The organism is candidate division KSB1 bacterium (genome assembly GCA_034506335.1).
GTDB lineage: Bacteria > Zhuqueibacterota > Zhuqueibacteria > JANLFK01 > Oleimicrobiaceae > Oleimicrobium.
Genome location: JAPDPR010000055.1, coordinates 1 through 23826, shown reverse-complemented (window position 1 = coordinate 23826; position 23826 = coordinate 1). Strand labels below are relative to the sequence as shown.

The 23826-nt window shown below is 60.6% G+C and carries 18 protein-coding genes and 1 tRNA gene; 3 read left to right on the top strand and 16 right to left on the bottom strand.

What is annotated here, in order from left to right; genetic code table 11:
- The 5 genes from ONB25_13360 to ONB25_13340 form a co-directional block, all read right to left on the bottom strand.
- Nucleotides 1–224, bottom strand: a 224-nt coding sequence (locus ONB25_13360) for a hypothetical protein (protein ID MDZ7393872.1), incomplete at its 3' end; no start/stop codon positions are given.
- Between the two features lie 131 nt (nucleotides 225–355).
- Nucleotides 356–1249 (bottom strand): hypothetical protein, encoded by an 894-nt coding sequence (locus tag ONB25_13355; GenBank protein MDZ7393871.1) that lies wholly within the window; start codon nucleotides 1247–1249, stop codon nucleotides 356–358.
- Nucleotides 1250–1255: 6 nt separating this feature from the next.
- Complete coding sequence (locus tag ONB25_13350; protein ID MDZ7393870.1) at nucleotides 1256–2728, bottom strand: hypothetical protein; 1473 nt, start codon at nucleotides 2726–2728, stop codon at nucleotides 1256–1258.
- A gap of 2 nt (nucleotides 2729–2730) precedes the next feature.
- Nucleotides 2731–3657, bottom strand: coding sequence for a hypothetical protein (locus tag ONB25_13345; GenBank protein ID MDZ7393869.1), 927 nt, complete (start codon nucleotides 3655–3657; stop codon nucleotides 2731–2733).
- 44 nt (nucleotides 3658–3701) lie between these two features.
- Nucleotides 3702–10262 (bottom strand): carboxypeptidase regulatory-like domain-containing protein, encoded by a 6561-nt coding sequence (locus tag ONB25_13340; protein ID MDZ7393868.1) that lies wholly within the window; start codon nucleotides 10260–10262, stop codon nucleotides 3702–3704.
- Between the two features lie 368 nt (nucleotides 10263–10630).
- Between ONB25_13340 and ONB25_13335 the strand changes: the two genes are divergently transcribed.
- The 3 genes from ONB25_13335 to ONB25_13325 all read left to right on the top strand — a co-directional run bounded on the left by ONB25_13335 (nucleotide 10631) and on the right by ONB25_13325 (nucleotide 14336).
- Nucleotides 10631–11965 (top strand): insulinase family protein, encoded by a 1335-nt coding sequence (locus ONB25_13335; protein ID MDZ7393867.1) that lies wholly within the window; start codon nucleotides 10631–10633, stop codon nucleotides 11963–11965.
- A gap of 1 nt (nucleotide 11966) precedes the next feature.
- The gene (locus ONB25_13330; GenBank protein ID MDZ7393866.1) at nucleotides 11967–13463 is read left to right on the top strand and encodes an insulinase family protein; all 1497 of its coding nucleotides are present in this window, start codon (nucleotides 11967–11969) and stop codon (nucleotides 13461–13463) included.
- A 141-nt stretch (nucleotides 13464–13604) separates the two neighbouring features.
- Entirely contained in the window at nucleotides 13605–14336 is a 732-nt protein-coding gene (locus ONB25_13325; protein ID MDZ7393865.1) for a hypothetical protein, read from the top strand.
- Nucleotides 14337–14469: 133 nt separating this feature from the next.
- On the opposite strand, the gene ONB25_13320 is transcribed toward ONB25_13325, so the two are convergent.
- The 11 genes from ONB25_13320 to ONB25_13270 all read right to left on the bottom strand — a co-directional run.
- Nucleotides 14470–14544, bottom strand: a tRNA-Pro gene (locus ONB25_13320).
- A 54-nt stretch (nucleotides 14545–14598) separates the two neighbouring features.
- The gene (locus ONB25_13315) at nucleotides 14599–15195 is read right to left on the bottom strand and encodes an XTP/dITP diphosphatase (GenBank protein ID MDZ7393864.1); all 597 of its coding nucleotides are present in this window, start codon (nucleotides 15193–15195) and stop codon (nucleotides 14599–14601) included.
- Nucleotides 15196–15243: 48 nt separating this feature from the next.
- Entirely contained in the window at nucleotides 15244–15441 is a 198-nt protein-coding gene (locus ONB25_13310) for a hypothetical protein (protein ID MDZ7393863.1), read from the bottom strand.
- A 170-nt stretch (nucleotides 15442–15611) separates the two neighbouring features.
- A complete protein-coding gene (locus ONB25_13305; protein MDZ7393862.1) occupies nucleotides 15612–16835 on the bottom strand; it encodes a S1C family serine protease in 1224 nt (407 codons plus the stop codon).
- Nucleotides 16836–16872: 37 nt separating this feature from the next.
- The gene (locus ONB25_13300) at nucleotides 16873–17460 is read right to left on the bottom strand and encodes an anti-sigma factor (GenBank protein ID MDZ7393861.1); all 588 of its coding nucleotides are present in this window, start codon (nucleotides 17458–17460) and stop codon (nucleotides 16873–16875) included.
- Nucleotides 17461–17518: 58 nt separating this feature from the next.
- A complete protein-coding gene (locus tag ONB25_13295; GenBank protein MDZ7393860.1) occupies nucleotides 17519–18127 on the bottom strand; it encodes a sigma-70 family RNA polymerase sigma factor in 609 nt (202 codons plus the stop codon).
- Between the two features lie 87 nt (nucleotides 18128–18214).
- The gene (holA, locus tag ONB25_13290) at nucleotides 18215–19213 is read right to left on the bottom strand and encodes a DNA polymerase III subunit delta (GenBank protein MDZ7393859.1); all 999 of its coding nucleotides are present in this window, start codon (nucleotides 19211–19213) and stop codon (nucleotides 18215–18217) included.
- Between the two features lie 18 nt (nucleotides 19214–19231).
- Complete coding sequence (locus ONB25_13285; protein MDZ7393858.1) at nucleotides 19232–19369, bottom strand: hypothetical protein; 138 nt, start codon at nucleotides 19367–19369, stop codon at nucleotides 19232–19234.
- Nucleotides 19366–20844 carry a sodium-dependent transporter gene (locus ONB25_13280; GenBank protein MDZ7393857.1) on the bottom strand — a complete coding sequence of 493 codons (1479 nt, stop codon included), beginning with the start codon at nucleotides 20842–20844 and terminating at the stop codon, nucleotides 19366–19368. The genes ONB25_13285 and ONB25_13280 overlap by 4 nt, the downstream gene beginning before the upstream one ends.
- Before the next feature lie 20 nt (nucleotides 20845–20864).
- Complete coding sequence (locus ONB25_13275) at nucleotides 20865–21695, bottom strand: gamma-glutamyl-gamma-aminobutyrate hydrolase family protein (protein MDZ7393856.1); 831 nt, start codon at nucleotides 21693–21695, stop codon at nucleotides 20865–20867.
- Nucleotides 21696–21717: 22 nt separating this feature from the next.
- Nucleotides 21718–23826 (bottom strand): hypothetical protein (locus ONB25_13270; GenBank protein ID MDZ7393855.1); only part of this gene is annotated, 2109 nt, incomplete at its 5' end.

Below are 23826 nucleotides of genomic sequence, written 5' to 3'. Positions count from 1 at the left end.
AATGGGAAGTAGATCTTTTTGTGCACGTTCCAGGTAAAAACCTGCAGACCCAGGTGGGCAGTGCGCACTGTGTCGTAGCGGTACTGCCCAACCTCCACCTGGCCGCTATCCGTAGAGTCGTCCACAAATTGGGAGCTGTAGGCAATGACCTTGGCCTCGCGCGGCGGGAATCCGGCCAAATGGGCCAGGACCATGACGGCGTAGTAATGAAAATCCTTCTGCACACTATCCTCCGCTCCATGAACCTCGCGCTCCGGCCGCGCACTCTGCTGCCCATTCCCAAGCCCCTGACCGGGTCCGTTTGGCAGCACAGCGAAGCCGCAGCACGCCACCTCAGGCGCGGGGCATCCTGCACTTACCGACGCGGCTGATAGGCACCAAAGAAGTACGTATCCAGGTCTTCGTTGGGGCCGATGGGCACTTCCTCTGGCAGAGCGAGCACATCGCCAGCCTGGACCTCCGCGCCTCGTTTCCTGCTCTTTATGGTGGCTACAGCCCTCTCACCCTTGCGCACGATGAGGCGCGCCACGGCCACTCGTCGCCCGCCCTCCAACGAAGGTCGGAGCACCTGCACCACGCATGGGACGGCCCACTCCTCGGGGAGGCCCTCGACGAAGAGATAAGCGCCCTTCACCTTGGCCACGCGAGGAATGGGGCTCTCCGCGCGCGCCACGTCAGGTCCGAGCATTGGCCTCACCCTGTCCCCGGGGGCTATCTTGTCTGTGGAATCCTCCTCCACCACGCTGACCAGGGCGCGCGGGCCGTGCCTGGAGAACAGACGCACTTTTCCGATCGGCTTAGTGCTATCGCTCGGTCTCTGGACAAGCATGACAGTACCTGGCTCGATAGGGCCAGGTAGACCGTCAATGAGGGCCAATGTGCCGCGCACGGCTACAACCGCCGCCCCAGGGGTTTGTCCTACCTCGCGACCGCTCCGTGGCGGTCTTCCGTCTTTGGCCACCGCCCAGTCGCCCACCTCGACTTTGTAGGCCGGCGCCTCCCACAGGACCTTGCAGATAGCCTGGTCTGCCCGCAATTCGTCCAGCTCCACAGTCGCCACAAGTAAGGGTCCTTTTTCTGTGGCCCGGTAGATGTGCAGTGTATCACCCACGACTCCTTGCAAAGGCGGTGCCGAAAGGACAACGTACGCGCCGTGCACCGCCCGCACTTGTTGCGCCCATGCCTCTGCGCTGGCTAGCACCACAAGGGCGAGCCCAATGGCCGCTCCTTTAGCTTTCGAGGTAGTCACCCCCTTTCAAAACTCATACTGGCCGCTCAGCCGCACGAGGGGCGTAGGTTCCACGCCTACTACGCAGGCAAGCCATAATCCTGACGCGACCGGGACCCTGCCCCCCAGGTTCAGGCGCGGCACCACCAGTGCCTGCATCGGGGCGCGGGTTTCGCCGGCAGGCTGCACCTCGTCCCCTACCTCGGTGCCAAGCCCTATGAAAAAGTAACGGAGATCAAACCCCACACCAACGCCATACCGCAGGCGCATTCCCCGCTCTTCGCCGTTCTTTAAAGACGCCGTCAGGCGACCCGAGTAGAAGCTCACCCTGGCCGAAAGTGCTCGCTTCTGTGTTCCCCACAGCACCCCTAAGTGCAGAGAGCCCGGCACGCGAAGAACCGGAGCAAAGGCATTGTGCTGTGACAGACGTTCGGTAAGGGTCAATTTGGACAGATCAATCTTGGTCGCATCGATCATGTCCGCGACCTCCCCTTGCACTCCGCCTTCGAGGTCGATGAAGGGGATACGGTTATTCACAGTGGAATCCTGCCCGTGGAGGCGCAGATGGTAGGGCAGGTTGATCGCCAGACCGAGGTGCAGACGGTGGTTGAGGCGGTGCAAGAGGCCAATGCGCGCGCCCCACGCGAGGCCCGAGTAGTCGGCAAAAAGGGACTGGTGCAAGTTGTTCTGCTCGCCTCTGGCAAAGTCGATCCGTGGATCGTAGGGGTCGTTAAAGACGTACTCCCCTCCGGACATTTCCACGATCCCCTCGACCGCTGCGTACCCGAGGCACCTGGCATGCAGGGCCAATCTGGTGACGGCCAAGCCCACCCTGGTTGCGGGCCCCACCTGTGTCCCAAAGCCGATGATGAGTTCCTGGACTCTCGCTTCCGCCTCGCCGGTCACATCCAGCCAGGTGCGCATGCGAATGCGCCGCATTTCCCCTTCCAGTTCCTCTTCGCTGTCGATGGCCACTTCAACGCCCGTGCCCAGCAGTGTGCAGCGCAGCGCAAATGGCTCCCGGTAGCCAAAGCCCACGCCCCACCTTCTGCCCGCGATGGTGAGCGGCAGACCCACTGCTACCCCACCCACGATGGGCTCCAATCCCACACGAGCGGCAAGCTGCGGGTAGGTCACCAATGCGTTGGGGGCGCCGTAGTCCTCGATGACGGCATCCATTTGTTCCCTGAGCCGCGAAGAGAGGTGGAGCAGAGGTTCTATATCCTGACGGAGACCCGGCACATAGTCCAGGACAACGCTGGTGCGAGGGAGTGCGGCCAAGCCGGCAGGGTTCCAGCTGAGGCAACTTGCATCAGACTGGCCGCTGGCGATGCCCCCCAGCGGGGCGAGGCTTGCCCCCAAGTCAACAAAGGCCCCTGACAGGGAGAGGTCGACCCGCACGTGCCTGGCCACGAGCTCGGTGATAGGGCGGTCACTTTGTGCCCAGACCCAGGACGCCGCGAGCAGTACCAGCAAAACAAGTCGATTGCTCTTGCTCATCTTCAGAACCACACCGACACGGAAACACGAGGCGTATGTGCCAGAAAATGCAGCTGATATGCAAAATCAAAGCGCGCGCCCCAAGTGTCGCGAAAGTACTGCAGTCCAACGCCAAAGTTGGCCTTGCCGTTCGCGACCGGATCCAGGTTTTGCGACCACCCCCCGCGCAGGTAAAGAGCTTTGAACAGGAGCCATTCGCCGCCAAGGCTGATCCGGTCCTTCACGTCCACGTAGAGGGATTTGGCCAGGTCCAGTGCAAGGACGACATTGGGCCGCGCCAGATAGGCGGCGCCCACCACCAAGCCTGCGGGCACGGACTCGCCATAGGAGGTCCGCCGCGTGTCATTGCGGTACTGCAGGAGATTCACCGGATCGCGCAGAAGCATTCCCAGGGCCCAACGAGGGGCTGGCTTCCAGCGTAATCCAAGGTCCAGCCCATAACCCACGGCCGTCCCCTGCACTCGCTGCTCCCCTCCATCGGCATTGTTGCCAAAGCTTGCCCAACGCACCTTGAGGGTGAGCCCGGCGGCAAGCCGCGCGCCGGCAGGACCAAGCATCGCCAGGCGCCGCGCGTAGCTCACATAACAGGCCGATTCGCGCAGCATCTCGTCGCCTGAGGTGAGCACACCGAGACCGACTCCGGAATGCTCGGTGAGGCCGTGAGCGACGGCGGCGAGCGTGTAGGGTATGAGCCCGAACTGCTTGGCGTACATCGTGCTCACCTGCCACCCCTGGACGCTGACCAGGCAGGCTGGATTCCAGAACACGGCGTAGGGGTCGCTGGCCAGTGCCACATAGGCGCCCCCCATGCCCAAGGGGCGGGCTCCGTAGCCTATGTCGACAAAAGCGGCGGGGATATCCGCGAAGCCACTGCCTGCAGATAGCACAATGGCCACCGACAAAAAGTGGAGGCCACCCCAACGCCTCATTCCCGCTCCATTCCTCCTCGGCCAGTTCTCCATCATCGCGCTTCTCACTTGACCAGCACCACTGGGCTCAATAGCCGTTTACTCCCTTCGCCGTCCTTGACTTCCACATGCACCAGGTACCGACCGTTGAGCGCCATGCTTCCCGTGTCGGTGGTTCCGTCCCAGGTCAACCGGTAGATCTGCCCTTGCGTCACGCTCGTCTCGGCAAGCGCCCGCACCAGGTCCCCTGTCATGTTGTAAACCTTCACACTGACAAAGACCGTAGCCGACGCGCGCGACGTAGGTGTGAACGAAATCTCCAGCGGGCAGATGAACGGCGAGAACGGCGTTGGTGTAACCCGGAAGTCACGAATGCCCAGGGGCAGGGCCGGCTCCATGAGCATGTAAAGGCCGAGTGTGATCACCTGCGCTTGCACTCCGCCAGGAACTTGGGTTGCGGACACCTCCTCCCAGGCGAGCCGCTCAGCGTTCCAGAAGAAGAGGGCGCTCTCGGCAGCGCTGCTATCGGCCAGTGGCAACGTCAAAACCATGGGCTTCCGCAACCGCAGCCCGGCAGGTTGCAGCCCGTAGGCGCGGCCCGCCTGCACATACCCCGGCAAGACCTTCTTAACTTCGGGAAGCTGGGGGTAGGTTAGGCCCACTGAGACCGGGCTTTCCACGCATCCTGCGGGAAGCACCAAGGAGGCCCCTCGATAATCGCGCAGGATACGCTCGCCATCAGCCGGGCCGATTGGGGCCACGACCTGCAGCCATAAAGAATCGGCGCTTCCCGAATAGGCATCCCGCAATATCAAGCATAGTGGACCGATGAAGTCATTCCGAAGAGCGAGCCTGCCGCCGCTGAGTGATCCGATGGCGGCCGGGAGGTCGACCGACCACTCGGGCTCGATGGGCACCTGTCGGCCATCGTATGCTAAGGCGCTGTAGGAGAACTGTGCAGTCGAACCAGTGTTGACCGCTGTAGGACCGGAGATGACCAGTCTGGCCACGGGCACTTCCTCAAGCACAAAGTTGGCGCTGAGGCTATCCCCGCCGTTGTACAGGTTCACCTGCCGACTGCGGGGTGTGCTGAGGTGCCCCGGCTTAGTGGCCGAGACCTGGTAGGAATTGGGACCGAGCCGGCTCAGGAGGTAACGCCCGTCTGACCCGGTTGTGTCCCTGTGCACCGTAGCTCCGGCTTGGGCTTCAACCACTGCGCCTGGTGCGGGCTGGCCCGAGGCGTAGCGCACAGTGCCCCCGATAGTGGCATAGATGCGAGCCAGGCGGAAGTTGGTAGTGTCCCCCCTTGTGGCGGACACCGTCCGCGAGGCGGTTCGGTAGCCCCACTTGCTTGCGGTCAGCCTGTAGGGCTGCAACACTGGCAGGCTGGCCAGCTCGTAACGTCCGTCGCTAAGCGAAGAGGTGCGCGCCTCATTGCCTTGTCCGTCGCTGGCGAAGATGCTCACACCGGAAAGACCCTGGCCGGCCTCGGCGTCGAGGACCGTCCCCCAAATGCGCCCTTCATTGGCCACCAGGCGGAGGAGCACGTTGCTCTGCGGCGCCCGCACCACCGTATCGCGCGGCCACGTGTAGCCGGCCAGCTGGGCGCGCAGGCGGTAATCACCACTCGCAATGGGCGTCAGCCTGAAGGAGCCATTGCTCCTGGTGACCGTGGTGTACTGCACCGCCCCGTCGGTCCGTTGCGCCGTCACCATGGCGTTGGCTAATGGGGTCGCACCGTTTGAGACCACCCCTTCCAGCCACGCCTCATGTCGCCGCAGGTGCACATCCTGAGCCAAAGTGCTGCCGCCGCGCAGTTGCAGGCCCACCAGCAGCGTGTCGGCAAAACCTTGCTTTCCCGCCCAGAGCTCGTAGGTTCCTTGTACCAAGAAGGGGCGCCCCTTGTCATCGGCGAATTGGTACTCTCCGGTCTGATCGGAGGTGCAGGAGGCCGCTGTGTGTCCCCCACGTCGCACGGCGAGGGAGACATTTGCCAGCGGCGCGCCATCGCGTGCATCGAGGGTCCGGCCCCGCAACCCGGCAAAGTTGCGCGCCAACTGGAGCTCAAGGCTCTTTTCCTGCCCTTCGCTCAACGTCACGACCAACGCTGCGCCGCGCCAGGCGTAACCTGGTTTGTCGGCGGAAACGGCGAAGGTTCCTGGTCGCGGCAGCGGCAGCAGAAAACTGCCCCCCTGCGATGACAAGACAGCGAACGTGTCGGTGCCCGCAACCGCCAGCACCCGTGCCCCTTCCAGCCGGTCTCCCGCCTCGTCTGTTACCACCCCCACGAGCCGCGTGCCGAGCTTGGCCAATGCGCACTCGATATTCGTGGTGCTCCCGGCTGCAAGAGGGCCGCAAATGCGGGACAAGGGGGCAAACCCAGGCTTTGTAACCGTCACTGTGACCCCGCCTGGCTGCGGGTCAAGCTCAAACTTGAAGCTCCCGTCCACGCGCGTCGTGGTGGCTACACTGCCCGGCTCCACCGTTACCGAGGCCGAAGGCACGGCCTCCCTGGTTGACGCCTCGATCACCACTCCCTGCAGCACGGCGGCCGAGCGCTTCAGGCGGATATCCCTTCCTTCCAATACCTGGGCCTGACCCACCTGCACGGTCACCGTCTCGGAGGAGAAACCCGTCTTGTATGCCGTGAGGGTCCATGTGCCCGGCTCCACGCCCAAAGCATAGTTGCCATTATCGTCACTGACGGTGCTTTTCTGGCTTGGGCCTGTAGCGCCGACCACAGCCCCGGCCACGCCCGATGAATACAGCACCCTCCCTTTGATGACACTGGCATTTGGGGGAAGGACAAAGTTTACTCCTTGCACGCTTTGCCCCGGTCCCACGGTCACGGTGACCGGTTGTGGGTCGAGGTACCCCTCCTTCCGAGCCACCACGGAATGCGCACCGGGCGCGACAGCCAGGGAGTAGCGTCCAGCCGCATCGGAAAGCGTGGTGCGACCGTTGGCGGTGACCGTGGCGCCGGCAAGGGGCAATGTACCGTCAGTACTCACCGAGCCGCTGATGCTCCCGTCATGGGGAGTGAGGAGCAGTTCGATGCCGGAGACCGTCTCGCCGGAACTTAAGCTGAGCACCTGAGATCCCGCTGGGCTGAATCCCTCCTTCCGCGGCTCCAGCGTATACGTGCCGGGGCTCAAACTCAGCGTAAACCGGCCATAGCCGTCCGTCGTGACCGTCTGCACGCTGCCTGCCAGCGGGATTGCCCGCACCTCGGCCTCGGCGAGCGGTGCAAGCCCACTGTTGACTATTCCGGCCACCAAGGCAGCCATGGGAGTGAGCACCAGGGGAGGGGTCAGCTCGTAAGCGACTCCCCCCGATAGGCTCATCCCTCGTGCCGGCGAGGATACAAACCCGGCTTTGCTGGCTTGGATGGTCCAGTAGCCGTCATACAGGGTGAAGGCGAAGCGACCGGTGGCGTCGGTGGTCGCTTGCATCCGGTCAGCACCCAGCGTTGCCACCACGGTTGCCCCGTAGACCGCCACGCCCCCATCGTTCACCACGGTGCCAGAGAGACTGTTTTGGTTGCGCGTGATGCGCAGCGCCGCAGGTAGCTGGGTCGTCTCACCCGCCTTCGTTTCCACTGCAACCTCACTACTGGGCCGAAAACCGGCTTTCGTCGCCTGCACGCGCCAGGACCCGGGGGGCAAAGCCAGGCTAAAGTCTCCCAATTGGTTAGAAGTGGTTTCGCGGACAAGATCTGGGCGCAACGAGTGCGTGGCCCACACCGTGGCTGCAGCCACCGGCTGTCCAGTCTGGTCCTTGACCGAACCTCGCACCGAGGAGGGTTCTGGTCGCAGGTTAAGGTTCACCTCATAGGTCCGGCCGCTCAGCACCGAGAGCGTGTCACGCGTGGGGGCATATCCTTCCCGCCTGGCCTCAAGCACATAGACCCCAGGCGCAAAGGTGATGCCCGTCCTTTTCCCCTCCGTGTCCGTAGCCAGGGGGAGCCCCAGATCCACCCCCTCAATGGCTTCGTAGGACACAGTAACACGAGGAAGGGGAATATCGTCGTCCCGCTGCGGTGTGGCGCGATCGTCCCAGGTGCGCAAGTTCACCGTTGCGCTGGGAGCCTCGTAGCTAAACGCGCGGGCAGAGCTGCTCACCTCCACGCCGTTTGCGCCCACCGCCGCTACCTTCCACAAGTAGTTACCCTTGACCAAAGAACGGCCGGCCGGGAAGTCCAAAGCGGTGTTGGTGGTAGCAATGACCGTTTCCCATATCGGGCGCACCACCTCCACCCCCGCCTCCAGTTCGACCTTGAAAGGATAAAAATGATAGGCGACGGCATTGGGCACCGCCTCCCATCGGAACAGGATATTTGCACCGGCCAACGTGGCCTTATCCGGTGGGGCCAGCAAGGTTGGAGCACGCACGTTGGGCGCCGGCATGTCGACGCGAAAAGAACCAACTCCGGACTGCACCGTGGAGCTCAGCTCTGGTGTGGGACCGTAACAGTTGAGCACCACCCACCAGTACTCACCTCCGGGTGCCAGAGGCGGGGCAACCGAGGTGAACGTGCCGCTGGGGTCTGGCGTGCCGTAAGGGACCGAACACTCAGGCGTGAGCACCGCCCACACCGGGTTCGCCCCTTCGATGGAATATTCGCCAGTCACCGGGTCCTGGACTATCCGGATTCTCTGGTCGGTCATAATCACCAGGTAGTAGGGCACCCCTTCCACTGGCTGCCACTGAAAAGTGGGCGAGACAGTCTTGACCGGACCAAGGGGAGCCACCAAGGTAGGCGCCCGAGGTGCCTCTACCACAAGAGTGAACTCGTCGCTGCTCAATGCCCCGAGCCTGATCCGGCAAAAGTAGAGGCCGAGCCCCATTCCCACATCGCGTGGGACAAAACGAACTCGGTTAGTCGTCCCTTCCTCCGGGAGTGAGCCAGTGTAGACACCCGGTGACCTCCCATATTCGAACACCGCGGAACCCGCGAAAGGTTCGCGCCAGGTCAGCTCAACCTCGCGATCATAGGGGAAAAAACTCCGCGTGGAGGAAGTCAGGGTGGGACGGTTCACCGGCGGCGCCACATAGATGCGCCAGGTGTGCCTGTCCCGCAAGGCGCCATCAGTGACCTCCACCTCTACATTGAACACGCCCCTGGAATCCACTGGCAAGGCCACGTTGCAGGCAGGTCCATTTGCCCCGGCCACTGGCGTGCCATTTGTTTGCCAGGCATACTGGAGCGCGCCCGGCGATTCATCGACAACCTGAACGCGCAGAAGAACCGTTTGCCCAGCGGCGGCCGTCGTATCAAAACGCGGCCAGTACGAAGCGATAACAGGTGGCTCATTGCCGGTGCTCTGTCCTTGCACCGTGATAGTACGTTGGCTTTGGCGTGGGACATCAGCACGGACGTAGTAGACCCGCTTATCCTCGCCGTAGTCCAAGGCCTGGAGCACGGTGCCCCCTTGAACTGTGAACGGGCCAGCGCTACGCCGCACGTGGAGCTTTACCAGCACATCTTCCAGGTCTACGTCGTTATCGTTGCGGATGTAGGCCCCGGCCTTCCATGAACTGCCGTCTTGCGCCGGAAACGTGTTGACCCACAGCCGCCGGAACTTCATTACCGGATAGTCTACGAGCGCGCCGTCTCTCACCTTGACGAGTCGATACTCGCCGTTGTCATTCATCGTAAAAGAAGTGTTCAGCATCCAAGTCCCCCGAGCCCCGATCCTGCGCACGTTGTTGACGTGCGTGTGGCCGTAGATGACGGCGTCGACCAGGTATTGGTCCACAAAGTCAGCGGTGAGCTGGGCGGATTGGTCGTAGTGGGTGAAAAGAATACGGGCCCGCTCCCTGTTGCTCACGGATTGCTCCAGCGTCTCACGCAGCCAAGCCATCTGCGCCGCCGTGAAAGTGGGCGTGGGGATGTCGTACATTTCCATCCCCACAAAGCGCACGGAGCCGTAGAGGAATGTGTAGTCCATCACCGGGCCGAAGTATCGGTGCCAAAGGTCGTGGCCATTGTACCAAAGGTCATGATTGCCGCCAGTGACGAAAACAGGCACCTGGCTCGTGGCCAGCAACGTTTGGGCCGTGCGGAAATGCTCGTCTATCTGCCCATTGTCCACCAGGTCGCCAGTTTGCAGCACAAATGCGGGGTTCAGGAAGCCAAGCTCGTCGATGATCTGAGCCAACTCGGGCACGGTATTCTCATCGTCGTAGAAACCGATCCACGACACCGAAGGGATGTGGCAATCGGGGAGATGGACAAAGGTGAACGTGTCCCGGAAGGCGGGAATGACCCGTACGCAACGACTGACCACATCCGTTACGCCCCCCGCCATGACGCGCAGGTCATAGAGCTCGAATGGCGCCTGCGCCGGTACGCTCGCGACCAACGTCCGCACCCCCTTGGCATACTCGCCAACAGTCAGGCTCAACGGAAATTCGGCGTAGGGCATGGAGAGCCAGGCCTGCCAGCCGCTTGTGCTAGCGGAAGTAACGCATTCGATGGTGAACCGACCTCCGGGCACAGTGATGACCGGTCGCCCCAGGAGCGGGTACCGCACGATGGACACCGGATCCGCACCGAGGAGCGGCTGGTGGGCCAAAAGCGATAACAGGACCAAACAGGAGATACGTGAGATACGGATGGTCAAGGGATCTCGAACCCCACTGAACTTCCACTTTCCTAAACGGCCAAGCACTTGTACGGCGTTCGTTTTGTTTTTGTACCTACGTGCCACGTTCCCGTTTTGCGGACACGGGTTTCACCCCATAGTGTCCCGACCGACCTTGCCCGCCACTGCGCTGGGGGGCCAGGAACCGCCCTGCTGCTGAGTTCCATCCTGTGCAGGGCGAACCGTCGCCGGTGCCATTTGTTCCGGTTTGGCGACATGAGCTGGCGCAAAGACGGTCGTGGCTGCGGGGAAGAACATCCAATAAACCTCTTGCAATTCTCCTCAGATTTGCTAAATTCGTGCTCAAAACGGCACATACGGACACAACACGGAGGTCGAAAGAAGCAATGAGAGGACCCATCATGTGTGTCGCCATCTGTTCCTTGCTGGGCGGGCTCACTTATGGCGTAGGCTTTGCGGGTGTGTTTCCATACGCCTATCGCACCGAGGTGCTTGAGAATGGCCTCACGGTGGTGGTGATTCCTATGGAGAGCCCAGGGCTTGTTTCGTACTACAGCGTGGTTCGCACCGGCAGCCGGGACGAGTGGGAACCAGGGCACACGGGGTTTGCCCACTTTTTCGAGCACATGATGTTTCGCGGCACAAAGAAGTACCCGGGCAACGTGTACGACCGCCTGATGACCGAAATGGGCGCCGACGCCAATGCCTACACCACAGACGACTACACCTGCTACCACATCAACCTCGCCAAGTCGGACCTTGAAAAGGTCGTCGAACTGGAGAGCGACAGATTTCAGAACCTCTGGTATGACGAGGCGGCTTTCAAGACAGAGGCGGGCGCCGTTCATGGCGAGTACCTCAAGAGCCTGGCAAGTCCCTGGATGGTTCTGGAGGAAACCCTCCTGGCCACGGCTTTCACGACGCACACGTACCGCCATACAACCATTGGCTTCCGGGAAGACATCGAAGCCATGCCCACGATGTACGCGTACAGCAAGAGCTTCTTCAGCCGCTACTACCGACCAGACAATGTGGTGCTGCTGATCGCCGGGGACGTGGAGCCAGAGGCAACGATAGCGCTCGTCAAGAAGTACTACGGCCAGTGGCAACGAGGCTACGTGCCGCCGCAGATCACTCCGGAGCCGGAGCAGAAGGAGGAACGTCAGGCACGTGTTGCCTACAGGGGCAAGACCCTGCCGATTCTGACGGTGGCGTACAAAGGAATGGCTTTTTCTCCCAATGACGTGGAAATGGCAGCCTGTTACTTGTTGGGTGATCTTGCCTTCGGCCCCACGAGCGATATCTACAAGAAATTAGTGATCCAGCAACAGAGGGTGGAATTCATCAGTGCCGACTTTTCTGCTAACCGTGACCCCAAACTCCTCACCGTGTACGCCATGGTCAAAGATGCTAACGACATCGAAAACGTGCGCGATGAGATCTTCCACACCATTGCTTCTTTTCAGCAAACCCCGGTGGCGCAGGAAAAGCTGGATGCGCAGCGCAAACATACCACCTACAGTTTCTTGATGAATTTGGACACTCCCGCCAAGGTAGCTGGTTCACTGGCTCGTTTTGCCGCCATGACGGGCGGCATCGATTGCGTGGACCAACTTTTCGCCACCTTCGAGCGCGTCACCCCTGAGGACGTGCAGCGGGTGGCCCAGAACTACCTGCAAAGCACCAAACGCACCGTCGTGATAGTTACGGGAGGTGAATAGGATGAAAGGCATGATCTTTCCCGCATTGGTGGCAGTCACGATGCTCATTTCCTGTAGTTCTACTAAGAAGATTGAGGTGGTCACACTGCCAGTGCCCAGTGACCCCACCATCTCCATTAGGCTCTGGTTCAAGGTGGGCTCGCAGAACGATCCCCCGGGCAAGGAAGGATTAGCTGCGCTCACGGCCCAGATGCTCACCGATGCCTCCACCCGAAAAAATAGCTACGAGCAGATACTGGAGAAGCTCTACCCCATGGCCGCGGGGTACGAAGCGCAGGTGGACAAGGAGATGACCGTGGTCATGGGACGGGTGCACAAGGATAACCTCGAGGACTATACGGCTCTTCTGCTCGAGGCGGTCTTGGAACCCGCCTTCCGAGAGGATGACTTTGCCCGCCTCAAGAGTCAGCAGCTCAACTACTTGGAGCGCACCCTGCGCTACCAGGACGACGAGGAGCTGGGCAAGGAGGCCTTGAGCCAGTTCATTTTCGCTGGCACCCGGTATGCTCACCCCGTTGCGGGCCTCCTTGAATCGCTGAAGAGCATTACTTTGGATGACGTGCGGGCGTTTTATCGCACATTCTACACCAGGGACAATGTGGTCATTGGGGTGGGAGGTTCTTTCGACAAGGCATTTGTTGATCGCCTGCGCAATAAACTCTCACGCCTCCCAGCTGGCATACCTGAGCAGGTCCCGCGTCCGAAGCCGGACCCCATCCGCGGGCTTGAGGTGCTGCTGATCGAGAAGGACACCGAGTCTACCGCCATCAGTTTTGGCTTCCCCCTGCAAATAGTACGTGGCGATGCGGATTTTCATGCCTTGTGGCTGGCAAACTCCTGGCTGGGTGAGCATCGCAATTCCAGCAGCCACCTGTATCAAGTGATCCGCGAGGCACGAGGCATGAACTATGGTGACTACTCCTATATCGAGGCATTCCCACAGGGGAGTCGCCGGCAGTTTCCGCCCAGCAATGTAGCCCGTCGACAGCAGATTTTTCAGGTCTGGATCCGGCCGGTCCGCAACGAAGCACGGCACTTCGCCCTTCGCGCCGCAGTGCGGGAGTTGCAGAAACTGGTGGAAAACGGCCTGACCGAGGAGCAGTTTCAGCTCACCTCCCAATTCCTGGAAAAATACTATCTCCACTTTGCACCCACAACCATGGAGCGGCTTGGCTACGCCCTGGACGACGTGTTCTATGGACTCGACGAGAACTTCCTCCAGGAATTCCCCAAGCACATTGGCCAGCTGACACTGAGTCAGGTGAACGAGGCCGTGCGGAGACACCTGCAGTATCATAATCTCAAGATAGTCATGGTAACCAAAGACGCTGAGACCCTCAGGAGCGCGCTCATAAGCAATTCGCCCAGCCCCATGAAGTACGTCACGCCCAAGCCAAAGGCCGTTCTGGACGAGGACAAGGAGATAGCCACCTACTTCTTGCCCGTGCGCCCTGAGGACGTGCAGATTGTCAAAGTCGAGGATATGTTTGTGCGATAAGACAAAAGCGCGCACAATGGGGGCCGTTCCCACCACATCTGCTCTGGCATTTACTATCGGCGGCAGGAGTGAAAAGGACACGTTGAAAAGAACCAGGTGTCAACAATTGCTGTGCCTAACAACCATTCGGAGGAGAAAGTTATGCATCGAACACACGCCACAAAGGTCACAGCGGTACTCATTCTTGCCGCTGCGGTCACCGGTTCTGCCCAGACCAATTTTCAAGGTTCGGGGAACCTCCTGTTGGGGTTCCCCCAGGGAAAGTTCAAAGAAAACGCTGCGAGCATAGGGGGAGCAGCAGGTTTTGATTTTGCGTATTCACCGGCAACAAGCCCCTTTGGCGTGGGCGCGGCCATCGGCTTCATCATCTACGGTTCGGAGACCAGGAGAGAAATCGTCAAGACCAGCGTGGCCGATTTTCCCGTGGATGTCAGCACGACCAACGCCATCATTCAGGCCCACCTCATAGCGCGCGTCCAACACAAAGGTGGCCCAGTCAGACCCTACTTAGAGGCGGCATTTGGCTTGAATCACCTCACTACCGACACCAGCATCCGGGAAGTGGACGGCTGGCACAGTGGTGATGATAATGATGAGATAAGCACCAACAACATGAGCGACACCGCACTCAGCTACGGGGGCGGCGCCGGAATCATGGTGAAGGTCTACGAGGGGAGGAAGGAGAGCAAGAAGGGCAAACAGGGGATCTACAACCTGCTTGTAGATTCGAGGATACGGTACATGGTGGGAGGCCAGGCGCGATACTTAAAGAAGGGCTCCATTCGCAGGGTGGACGACACTCTGGTCTACGACACAAAAGAGTCCACTACCGATTTGCTCACCGTGCAATTGGGCGTAACGGTGGAGTTCTGAGCTACTAGCATCAGGCCGAAAATAACGGCCGTTTCCCGCACATACTCTTGTCCGCCAGCTAATAACAGAGGCCCGCTTCCACGAAGCGGGCCTCTTCTCGTAAGGGCTGGCTTTAGCTCTATCCAGTGTCTTGTCGGGGCGCCGAGATTTGAACTCGGGACCTCCTGCTCCCAAAGCAGGCGCGCTAGCCGAACTGCGCCACGCCCCGCACTGCTATGCCCTGCCGATGAAACCCCTCGAATTAGACCAACTGAACCGGTCCTTAGTCCGAGTTCTCCTCTGCCCCCCACGTGGCCAGCAAAGCCTTGGCCTTCTGCAAAGCCTTCCCCCTGTGGCTGATAGCGTTCTTCTGTGCCGGCGTCATCTCGGCGAAAGTCTTGCCGAGATCAGGGACCAAGAACACCGGGTCGTACCCGAAACCTCCGTCCCCCCTGGGCTCGGTGGTAATGCGCCCCTCGCATACACCTTCCACCGTCCTCACGCGTTCGCCCTCGGCAATGGCAATGACGCACCGGAACCGCGCCAGCCGATCCTCCTCCGGAACACCCTCAAGCGCACGAAGCAGCTTCAATACATTGTCCGCGTAGCTAGCATCGGGCCCCGCGTAGCGGCTGGAGTAGACACCCGGTGCTCCCCCCAAGCAGTCGACCTCCAGAGCCGTGTCATCAGCCAGAGCCGGAAGGCCCGTAAACTGCGCCACTGTCAAAGCCTTTTTCGTTGCGTTCGCCTCAATGGTAGCACCGTCCTCAACCACTTCGGGCGCATCCCGGAACTGGTCCAACGAAAGAATCTCCCATCCGTTGTCGGCCAGCAGTTGGCACATTTCACGTATCTTGTCTCTGTTACGAGTCGCCAGCACTAGCCTCCTAGGCTGCGAACCCGCCACTGTTTGACTCAGCACGCGGCTCTACCCGAGGATCTCTTTCTGGGTGCACTTGCAAAGTCCTACCACCCGCTGAGAAAAGCGCCAGGCCCCGCTCCGGCCTCGCTGTTCGCTGAACACCACCATATGAGGCACCACGAGGTCGCCACACTTCGGGCAGCGCTTCCCGAACTCCATTTTCGCCTTTGCGACCTTAGTAGCAAAACTCCTGTCTTTAGCCATGAAAGACCTCCTGGACGTCGAATCGTTGCATATTGCGAGAGTCACCGGTGGCCCGTCCTGGGAGCAGAGCATGCCCCGCTTAACGGGCGGTGGCGAATATATAAAACTGAGGGCAAAGAAACAACAGAAAAGAAGCGGGCACGGAGATAACTCAGGGGTCGCGTCAGCGCTTAGTGTCGAGGTACAGAACGGCGCAGAGCGCGGATTTCTCTTTCCAGCTCCACCAATCTCCGCTGTAAGAGACGCACGGTTTCTTCCAGGCGCCGCTCCTCAGGGGAGGTTCGGGCCAGATCGGTTGGGAATGCGTCGAGGGGTCGAGAGAACGGCTCAGCGCCCAGGATCGAGGGTGGCCGGTGCATTGCGGGTCGCTGCCCTACGGTCACGCGCAAGGGGAGTAGGCGCCCATTGCGTTCCACTTCGATCATCACGGTCGAGCCTGGTGGCGTGGCGCGCACGGTCCGGGCGGCAAATTCGCTGCTGGGAAGCTCCTGACCTTCAAAGCGCACCAGCACATCCCCAGCCAAGAGCCCAGCCTGATGGGCGGGACCGCCTGGCTCCACCGAAGCGACCGTGGGCCGGTCCGCCGAGTCCTTCGAAATAACTGTAATTCCCAGCCAGCCGTCTCCCACCCCATCAAGCTCGATGATGCGCCGCACCACATTCTTCACTTCCTCGATGGGGTAGGCAAGAAGATAGGCCGGCACTTCCCCCGCTGCCAAGAGAGCCTTGCCAGAGGCGCGTACGTCCACTGCCGCAGCCACAATCCCCACCACCTCGCCTCTGGTGTTGAAGACCGGGCTGCCTGCACTCCCGGCGGCCACCGAGCCAGACACGCGCATCAAGCCGTCCTGTCGTAACCCATCCACCAGCCCAAACGAGATACTGGGCGCCATGCCAAAGGGGTTGCCAATCACGGTCACCCACGAGCCCGCCTGGAGGTTCTGAGTAGAACCAAGGCGTGCGGCTTTGGCCCATCGTGGCGGGATACGCACCACAGCAAGGCCACTGCTATGATCAACCCCTACGCACTCAGCTGCCACAGCCCGGCCATCACACAGCCGCACCATAATCTCCTCGGCCTCTGCCACCACACTACTGCGAGTCACCACATGGCCTGAGTCGTCCACCACCAACCCCGACCCAACGTTGTGAAACGTGACCGTCCGCCGCTCCTTCTTCTGTCCCCAGAGGCCGAGGAATCCCCCTTCTCGACTATTCTCGTAGCGGGCGACTACCTTTCCGGACACCGAAACCACTGACGGCTTGGCTTCGCTCACCAACGCTGCAAGGTCCCGCTCCAGCTCCGACAGCACCTGCGAGGAGCTCTGCCCCGACAGCCACAGCGGCAAGGTAGCGGTGAGCACAGCAACACATGTCGACGTGAACCACTTCATGGCGTGACAGTACGAACCAAGAATCCGTACAGTCCATTCAGAAGGAAACCACGCGGGGTCTAACGGCAGGTGGTGTAACGAGAAGCCTCCTCTCAACGCTGTCAGAAGGAAGCGCGCTCGAACCCGTAGCTAAAGGTATCCCTTTGCCCAGCACTGCCACGTCAATGGGTACCGACTCCAGCACGTAGTTGACTACAACCGCGCTGTCCTCTGCCTCGCGATGAGCGAGTTCTTCTGCGGGTGCCACTTGCCCCTCGTGTGCAGCCAACTGTTGACCGTGTCTGAGCAGGAAAAGGGCACCCAGTGCGGCCAGAGCCAGCACCACAAGCGTAAGGGCATAGGCTGGCACTCTCCAACTGGCAAAGGGAATGGCCGCCCATACCTTTCGCCAGCGAGCATTCTCTTGAGCGCGCAACCTGGCACGCAGCAGGGTGTCAAAGCCGGGGGAGGTTGCGACCCTGGGGAGATTGCGGAGTTGCACACGCAAGAGCCTTAGCTTGTGTACCTGCGCCGAGCAATGCTCGCACTCCCGCAAGTGCTGGAGCAAACGCTGGCGCTGTGGCCCCACCAACTCCCCATCCACAAAGTCCATGATCAGGTCAACAAAGTCGTCACAAGTGCCCATAGCCCTCTACCGGACAATCCCTCCTCCTCGTTGCGTCTTCCCGTTGCGCCCCTCAAGCTCAATTGGCGGCTATCTCCTCCAGACGCTTCTGCAAGCGCAGGCGGGCGCGGTTGATGCGCGACTTCACTGTGCCCACCGGCGCCTTGATGATCTCGCTGATCTCCTCGTAAGACAAGTCCTGTATGTCGCGAAGAATGATAACTTCACGGAATTTGGGCGGAAGGTTGTCGATCTCCCGCTGAATGATCGCCCCCTTCATGGTACTGTCCACTTCGTGCTCGGGATCAAAGGCACTGTCCTCGATCTCGTACTCTTTGTCTTCACAGCCCATCTGGGAGAGGGCCAGCAAACGCCGCCCTTTTCGTTTGCGGAGCTCCGTCTTAGCCAGGTTCCCTGCGATGGTGTAGATCCATGTGGAGAACCGGGCAATGCGGCGGTAAGAGTGCTTGTTTCGGTAAAGGCGCACGAAAGTGTCTTGGACAATATCTTCTGCCTCTTCACGATTACCCACGAACCGATAGACAAAATTCATGAGCTGGTTCTTGTACCGGCGTACCAACACGTCGAAAGCGTAGAGGTCGCCGCTCTGAAACTTGGCGATCAGCTCCTCGTCCGTGGGATGGAAGTCTGACTTGCTCTTTTTCGCCATGGTCACATGCACGCTCATTTAACCGCGAGGCACCTGGTAAGGTTCCGTAGAAATTGCATTGCCCCAACTTCCAGCTTGCCTCTCCGTCGCCATAGCAGCACAGGGCTACCGTATCCCGATCAGGCGCAGCAGCAATATTTCTAACACCAATCGGCCGTGATCCCTGTGGCTTCCACTTTTCAGGGCTGCATCTGCCGCCAACAAGGCCTCGAAAGCGCTGCGGAGCTCTGCTTGCGCAAACCGACGGCTCTGCTCCATGTATTTTTCCACAAAGAACTCCCGCACCTCGAGCTTCTCCGCGATTTCGGCTCTTGGCACGCGCCCCTCCAGGCCACGTGCCACCGTGAGACGGCGAAAATGGCTGGCAAGAGTGGCAACAAGCGCTGTCGCCGAGGCGCCGCCATCCAGCAGCTGACGCAAAATAAGGTGAGCCGAGCGCAAGTCCCTCCGCCCCACACTGTCGCACAGCTCCCAGACGGTAAAGCCCCTGGTTACACCGATAGTATTGGCAACATCCTCATCGGTAATGGAGGTGCGGGGATGAATGTTGAGCAGAACTTTGGTCAGCTCGCTGACTAGCGCGCGTAAGGAGTTGCCTGTGGATTCGTGGAGCAAGCGCAGGGCTTCTTCGCTGATCGTGACCCCCTGTTCAGCCAGGTATGACCTCACCCACTCCTGCGCCCTTTTCTCGCGCAGTTGGGGTAGGTCCACGAGTGTGACCGCCTCCCGCAACGCCCTCGCTCCCCTCAACCGGACATCAAGCGATTCGCCTATCATGATGAGGCATGTGTTTGGACTCGGCCGCCGGGCGTAGGAAGCCAACATCTCCAAGGCGGCCGAGCCGAGGTGCTCTACCTCCTTGACCAGCACCACGCGGCAAGACGCACCCATTGGATATGCGGAAGCGGCATTCACTATGGCAGCAGGGTCCGCATCACCGGCGTAGAACACATCCAGATTGAGCTCCTCGTCGCCTGGCTGCAGCGCTTTCGCGAGGAGCCTGTGCACAAGGTCCTCGGCAAGAAAGTCCTCCGGGCCTAGCAAGAGGTAGTTTGCCGTTACTTTTCCCTGCTCAATGGCCGCCCGTGCCTCAGCATAATCCACTGCTAGCGGACTCCTTTGTCACTGTTTGCAGACCTGCTGTTGCGAGTCGTCTATGGCCTGCTTCTCCTGGCGGGCCACACGCACCAGAAGGAACGCAAAAGTGCCCCAGACGCCGCCCACGATGATTATCATCATGACGATGGCTGCGGTACTCATGACGAGCTCCGTGCGCCCTTAGAACACCGCGCGAGAAACCTATTAGCCATAAGGAGTACTGTCACCCCGGCGCCCCACTGGATCACGCAGGTGCCCAGGCTGAAGGGGCGCAAAGGGTTCCACCATGAATGAGGCTCAAATACGACGATCGCTTGGTAGAACCACCACCCCACCAGGAGCACAAACTCGGCAGGGATAATGAACCGCACCGTCAGTTCCCACCACCGCCCGACCTTCGTGGCTGCTCCAGGAACATTCAGCAGTTCCTCACGGAAACGCTTCACACCGAAGTGGTGCACGGCGATGGCAAAGAAAAGGCCGCACAGCAGCAATCCCAAACCCCAGACCCAGTCCTGATTCTCCAAGAACGATAGGCGCAAAGCGGAAGGGAGCCCTGCCAGGAAACCAAAGGTCGCAGAGAGCATGACGGCGTGGTTCCTCCGCATGCCTGCATCCACCAAGTTACAGGTGGCCAGTTCCAGCATGCTGATCAAGGAGGTGATGGCAGCCACGCTCAGGGCAAGAAAAAACAAGGCAGTCAGCAGGCCTCCTCCTGGGCAAGCCGCGAAGAGGCGAGGAATCCAGAGGAAGGCCATGCCGGTACTCGCTGGCCCGGGTTCAGTCAGCACTTGCCCCGGAACAAGTCCCAGGGCCGGTGCCAGGGCAAAGACCGCGGGGAAAAGCCCCATACCCACCAAAAGAGAAGCACTGTTGTCGCCAAATCCGACTACAAGCGAGTTGAGCGGCACATCTTCCCTGCTGCGCGAATAGACGGCGTAGGTCAGGAACAGCCCCCAGCCTGCTCCGGTGCTCCATGCTGACTGAGTGAGGCCTTCAAGCCATACGCGGTAGTGCGCCAGGCTGTTCCAGTTCGGCCTAAACAAGAACTCCAGACCGGCGGTCGCACCGGGGAGCGTCAAGGAGCGCAGGGCCCCAATCGCCAGGATCACAAACAAGGCCGGTATGAGCACCTTGCTCACCCGTTCAATGCCGCCAGCTACTCCGCCAAAGAGGATTGTCGCAGCGATAACCATGGCGAGCAGGTGAAAGAAGACCGGTTGCGTCTGGCTGCCGACAAAACTTTGCCAGAAGAGCTCCGGGTCCACACGACCGACCGTCCCGGTAACGGCTGCGGCCAGGTATCTTAGGCACCAACCTGTCACCACCGAGTAGTAGCACATGATGGCAATCGTGCACAGGGCGACGAAGCCACCCATCCATGCGAAGCGGCGCCCCATGATGGTGCCGAAGGAACCCACCGTGCCGCGGCGGGTAGCACGCCCCATCGCCGACTCTGCCATCAACAGCGGTATGGACCACAACACGAGGGCGACCATCCAGGGTATGAGGAAGGCCCCGCCACCGTTCTTTGCCGCGATGCGCGGAAAACGCCAGATGTTCCCCGTACCGATCGCCATGCCCAGTGCTGCTGCCAACAGGCCCCACCGCGAGGAAAACCGTTCCGCCCTTGCCATAGCGACCTCGGTCTGCTTACTCAGGCACCCACTCCACCGCTCGCAGGACGGCCAGCCTGCTTCCACCGACGCACAGCCTCGACAAATGCCACAAAAAGCGCCCTCTGCCTGTCATCGTCACTCATTCGCTCCGGATGCCATTGCACGGCCACCGTGAAAGTGTCGCCGGGTACCTCGATGGCTTCTACCACCCCGTCCGGCGCAGTGGCCACCACCCGTACCTGCGGGGCCACCTTCTTGATCGCCTGGTGGTGAAAGGAGTTTACCTTCAGGTGCTCGCTTCCCAACAGGTGGGCAAGTTGCGAATCGCTGACAAGGTCCACCGGATGACTCGCCCCACCTGGCGCCTGGTGAACAAGGGCCCCCGGGAGCATGGTGGGGATATCCTGGTACAAGCTGCCGCCAAGGGCCACATTGATGGACTCGCACCCACGACAGATGCCAAAGATGGGCATTCCCGCACGTCGGGCTTCCGCAATCAGCGCGCACTCAAAGATCGTGCGCAGACGATCAGTCTTCCACGCGGGGTTGAGTTGTTCCTCCCCATAAGCCAGCGGGTCGATGTCATCCCCGCCTGTAAGGAGTAAACCGTCGATTGTCGCCACGCTGGCCGCGATCAACTCTGGCTGGGTCACTGTGGGCAGCAGCACCGGTACGGCCCCCGCCTCCTGGATAGGTCGTACGTAATCGCAGTTCACATAGAAAAGGTCGTAGCCGCGCGAGAAAGAACGTGTTTCATCTGCGCCGCTATAGTCACATGTTAAACCGATGACCGGCGGTCTGCTTCCTCCCTTCCTGCCTTGCTCCAGCACTGTCTCCTCCCTGCGATTCATCTGCCTTCGGTTGCGCACGCACAAGGCTCCGCTGTATCCTTCATTGCCTGTTTTGCCGCCGCATTATGGGATAGAACAAAAGCCTTGGCAGGAAACAGACCACGGTAATGCCCAAAATGAGGTTGATCCCGGTGGACGTGGCAGGGGGTACTTTCAGCCACCAGAAAGCCGCTGCCAAAACACTTACTCCCACAACCAGCCAAGCCCACAAGAGCGTGCCCATGTGCCTTCTGGCCCACTGTGCAATCACCCTGGGCACATTGAAGAATAGGTCAAAGACAAGATGCTCCAAAAGGGCCCCCCTTTCGCCGAAGACCGGTACGATCCGCACCGTGTTCGTGGCCCAGCGACTGGCCATGAATCGCGCCAGCGCCGGGTAAGTGGTCACCATCTGAAATGGAAAGGCTAAGTAGCCTATGTACTTGACGAACGAGACCGGCGCCGCCACCATGTAGTTGCGGAAATCGCGCTCCTTCACCATGAGGTACACAACGTACGCTCCGCGACAGAGGGAGCCAGGTGAAATAGGAATGACCTGAAAGAAGCCGACCGCGAGGGTGAAGCGAGCCGCGGCGCTGGCCCACGATACCCCGGAGAGCAGGGCGGAGACGGCAAGGACTGCACCTACAATCACCGACACCACCTGGGTGACCGGCAGCGTTGCCATGTGTACGCCCAACGACTTCAGGTACTTGACAATGAACGGGTCGCGCACGTGCGCCAAGATTGTGCGCCGCTCATTGTCGTCAAGCATCCCATCCCGATACCCTTCCTCCACGAGATCAGTAAACCACTTTTCCCGGAAGGCATCGTCCTTGAAAAACGCACGGAGGAAGGAAACCGCATGGCGAATGCGTGCGAGCACATACCCAGGCTCGGCCAGCACTCGATGGAGCCTGGGGGGAAGCCATCCGAGCGTTAGGCGGTTGACCCAGAACAACCATGGATGGCGCAAGAGCGCACGCGTACGTTGCTCGCCGCAGCGCCCGCTCCGGTGCCATTCCACAAGGCGGGCTGCCACACCAGCGCGCAGGGCTCGTCGTAGGTAGTCCCTGCTCTGCAGCATGGAGCAAAGGTGACGACGGTAGGTGCTGTTGCACCACAGCCTGCGGACAAATCGGCCCAGCACAGGAACTGCCCCCAAGACGTAGAACAACGCAAAGCTCCAAGCCGACGTGCGCATTCGGTGCGCACATGCCGCATCCACAATACCGTTGACCAGGTATCCTTGCACCAGTCCGTCGCGAATGGACGCGCGCAGCTGTCGATCCACAAGTAGCCGAAAGCCGTGGTGGGTGATGTCCGGCATGGAGCGTCGGTATTGTCGGTCATAGGCCTCAAATGCCCGCACCATCGGCAGGAGATCGCCGTCCATGGCCGCGATGTGTGTCTGGAGTTTGCGGTAATCGCAGCGGTCAAATTGGACCAGGGAACCTCGGGCCAGGCCTTGGAGGATAAGGGTGATGTCGCGCGGGTTCATGGGCAGAAACGGTAACACAGCCAGGCCCGCGCGAAAGTCAACCGCGCACAGGCCGGCTTCCGGCTCGTGGTTTGCAGAGAGGCGCTTCAGCACGTTGGGCTGGCTCTTCATGGTCCACCACTCGTACTGGCGGGCAAGCTCGTAGCCGCCCATACGATGGAGCAACCCCACAAACCGAGCCATGAACTGTCGCTTCGCCACGTACTCCGGGCTGCCCGTATCCTGCGGGCGCAGTGTCCTCCACCGATGGCGAAGACGGAGGCGCGTGTCGGGTTCCAGTCGCCACACCCTCCCCTCTACCCATTCCAACACTTCCCCATGCGCCCCCAAACCAGGGTCGTAGAACGAGGCATAAACATCCACCACGTGGCCCTCGTCCCCAAATTCCCTGGCAGCAGCGTGGCGCACCAGCTTTTGCCACAACAGCCCCGCCCGGCAGGCGGCATGGTTTACCTGCGCGCTGAACGGTGCCTGAAAGCCCAGCCAATAGACGACATTGCGGAAAAAGCGCGAAAAGCGCGTGGGCGGCACCAGTATCTTCAACGCATACACATTGCCGGGCGCCAGGCCGGGTACCGGCCCTTCTCCGCAGGAAAGGGTCTCAAGCAGCGCCCGATACACCTGCCCGGCGAATCCACCACCGACAAACCGGAGGATCCGAAAGCGCGC

Excerpts from the sequence above, each read along its gene's own strand:
- ONB25_13300 (MDZ7393861.1), bottom strand. The coding sequence starts at position 17,460 with ATGGGCACTTGTGACGACTTTGTTGACCTGATCATGGACTTTGTGGAT.
- ONB25_13305 (MDZ7393862.1), bottom strand. The coding sequence starts at position 16,835 with ATGAAGTGGTTCACGTCGACATGTGTTGCTGTGCTCACCGCTACCTTG.
- ONB25_13330 (MDZ7393866.1), top strand. The coding sequence starts at position 11,967 with ATGAAAGGCATGATCTTTCCCGCATTGGTGGCAGTCACGATGCTCATT.
- ONB25_13335 (MDZ7393867.1), top strand. The coding sequence starts at position 10,631 with ATGAGAGGACCCATCATGTGTGTCGCCATCTGTTCCTTGCTGGGCGGG.
- ONB25_13325 (MDZ7393865.1), top strand. The coding sequence starts at position 13,605 with ATGCATCGAACACACGCCACAAAGGTCACAGCGGTACTCATTCTTGCC.
- ONB25_13345 (MDZ7393869.1), bottom strand. The coding sequence starts at position 3,657 with ATGAGGCGTTGGGGTGGCCTCCACTTTTTGTCGGTGGCCATTGTGCTA.
- ONB25_13310 (MDZ7393863.1), bottom strand. The coding sequence starts at position 15,441 with ATGGCTAAAGACAGGAGTTTTGCTACTAAGGTCGCAAAGGCGAAAATG.
- ONB25_13350 (MDZ7393870.1), bottom strand. The coding sequence starts at position 2,728 with ATGAGCAAGAGCAATCGACTTGTTTTGCTGGTACTGCTCGCGGCGTCC.
- ONB25_13295 (MDZ7393860.1), bottom strand. The coding sequence starts at position 18,127 with ATGAGCGTGCATGTGACCATGGCGAAAAAGAGCAAGTCAGACTTCCAT.
- ONB25_13280 (MDZ7393857.1), bottom strand. The coding sequence starts at position 20,844 with ATGGCAAGGGCGGAACGGTTTTCCTCGCGGTGGGGCCTGTTGGCAGCA.
- ONB25_13285 (MDZ7393858.1), bottom strand. The coding sequence starts at position 19,369 with ATGAGTACCGCAGCCATCGTCATGATGATAATCATCGTGGGCGGCGTC.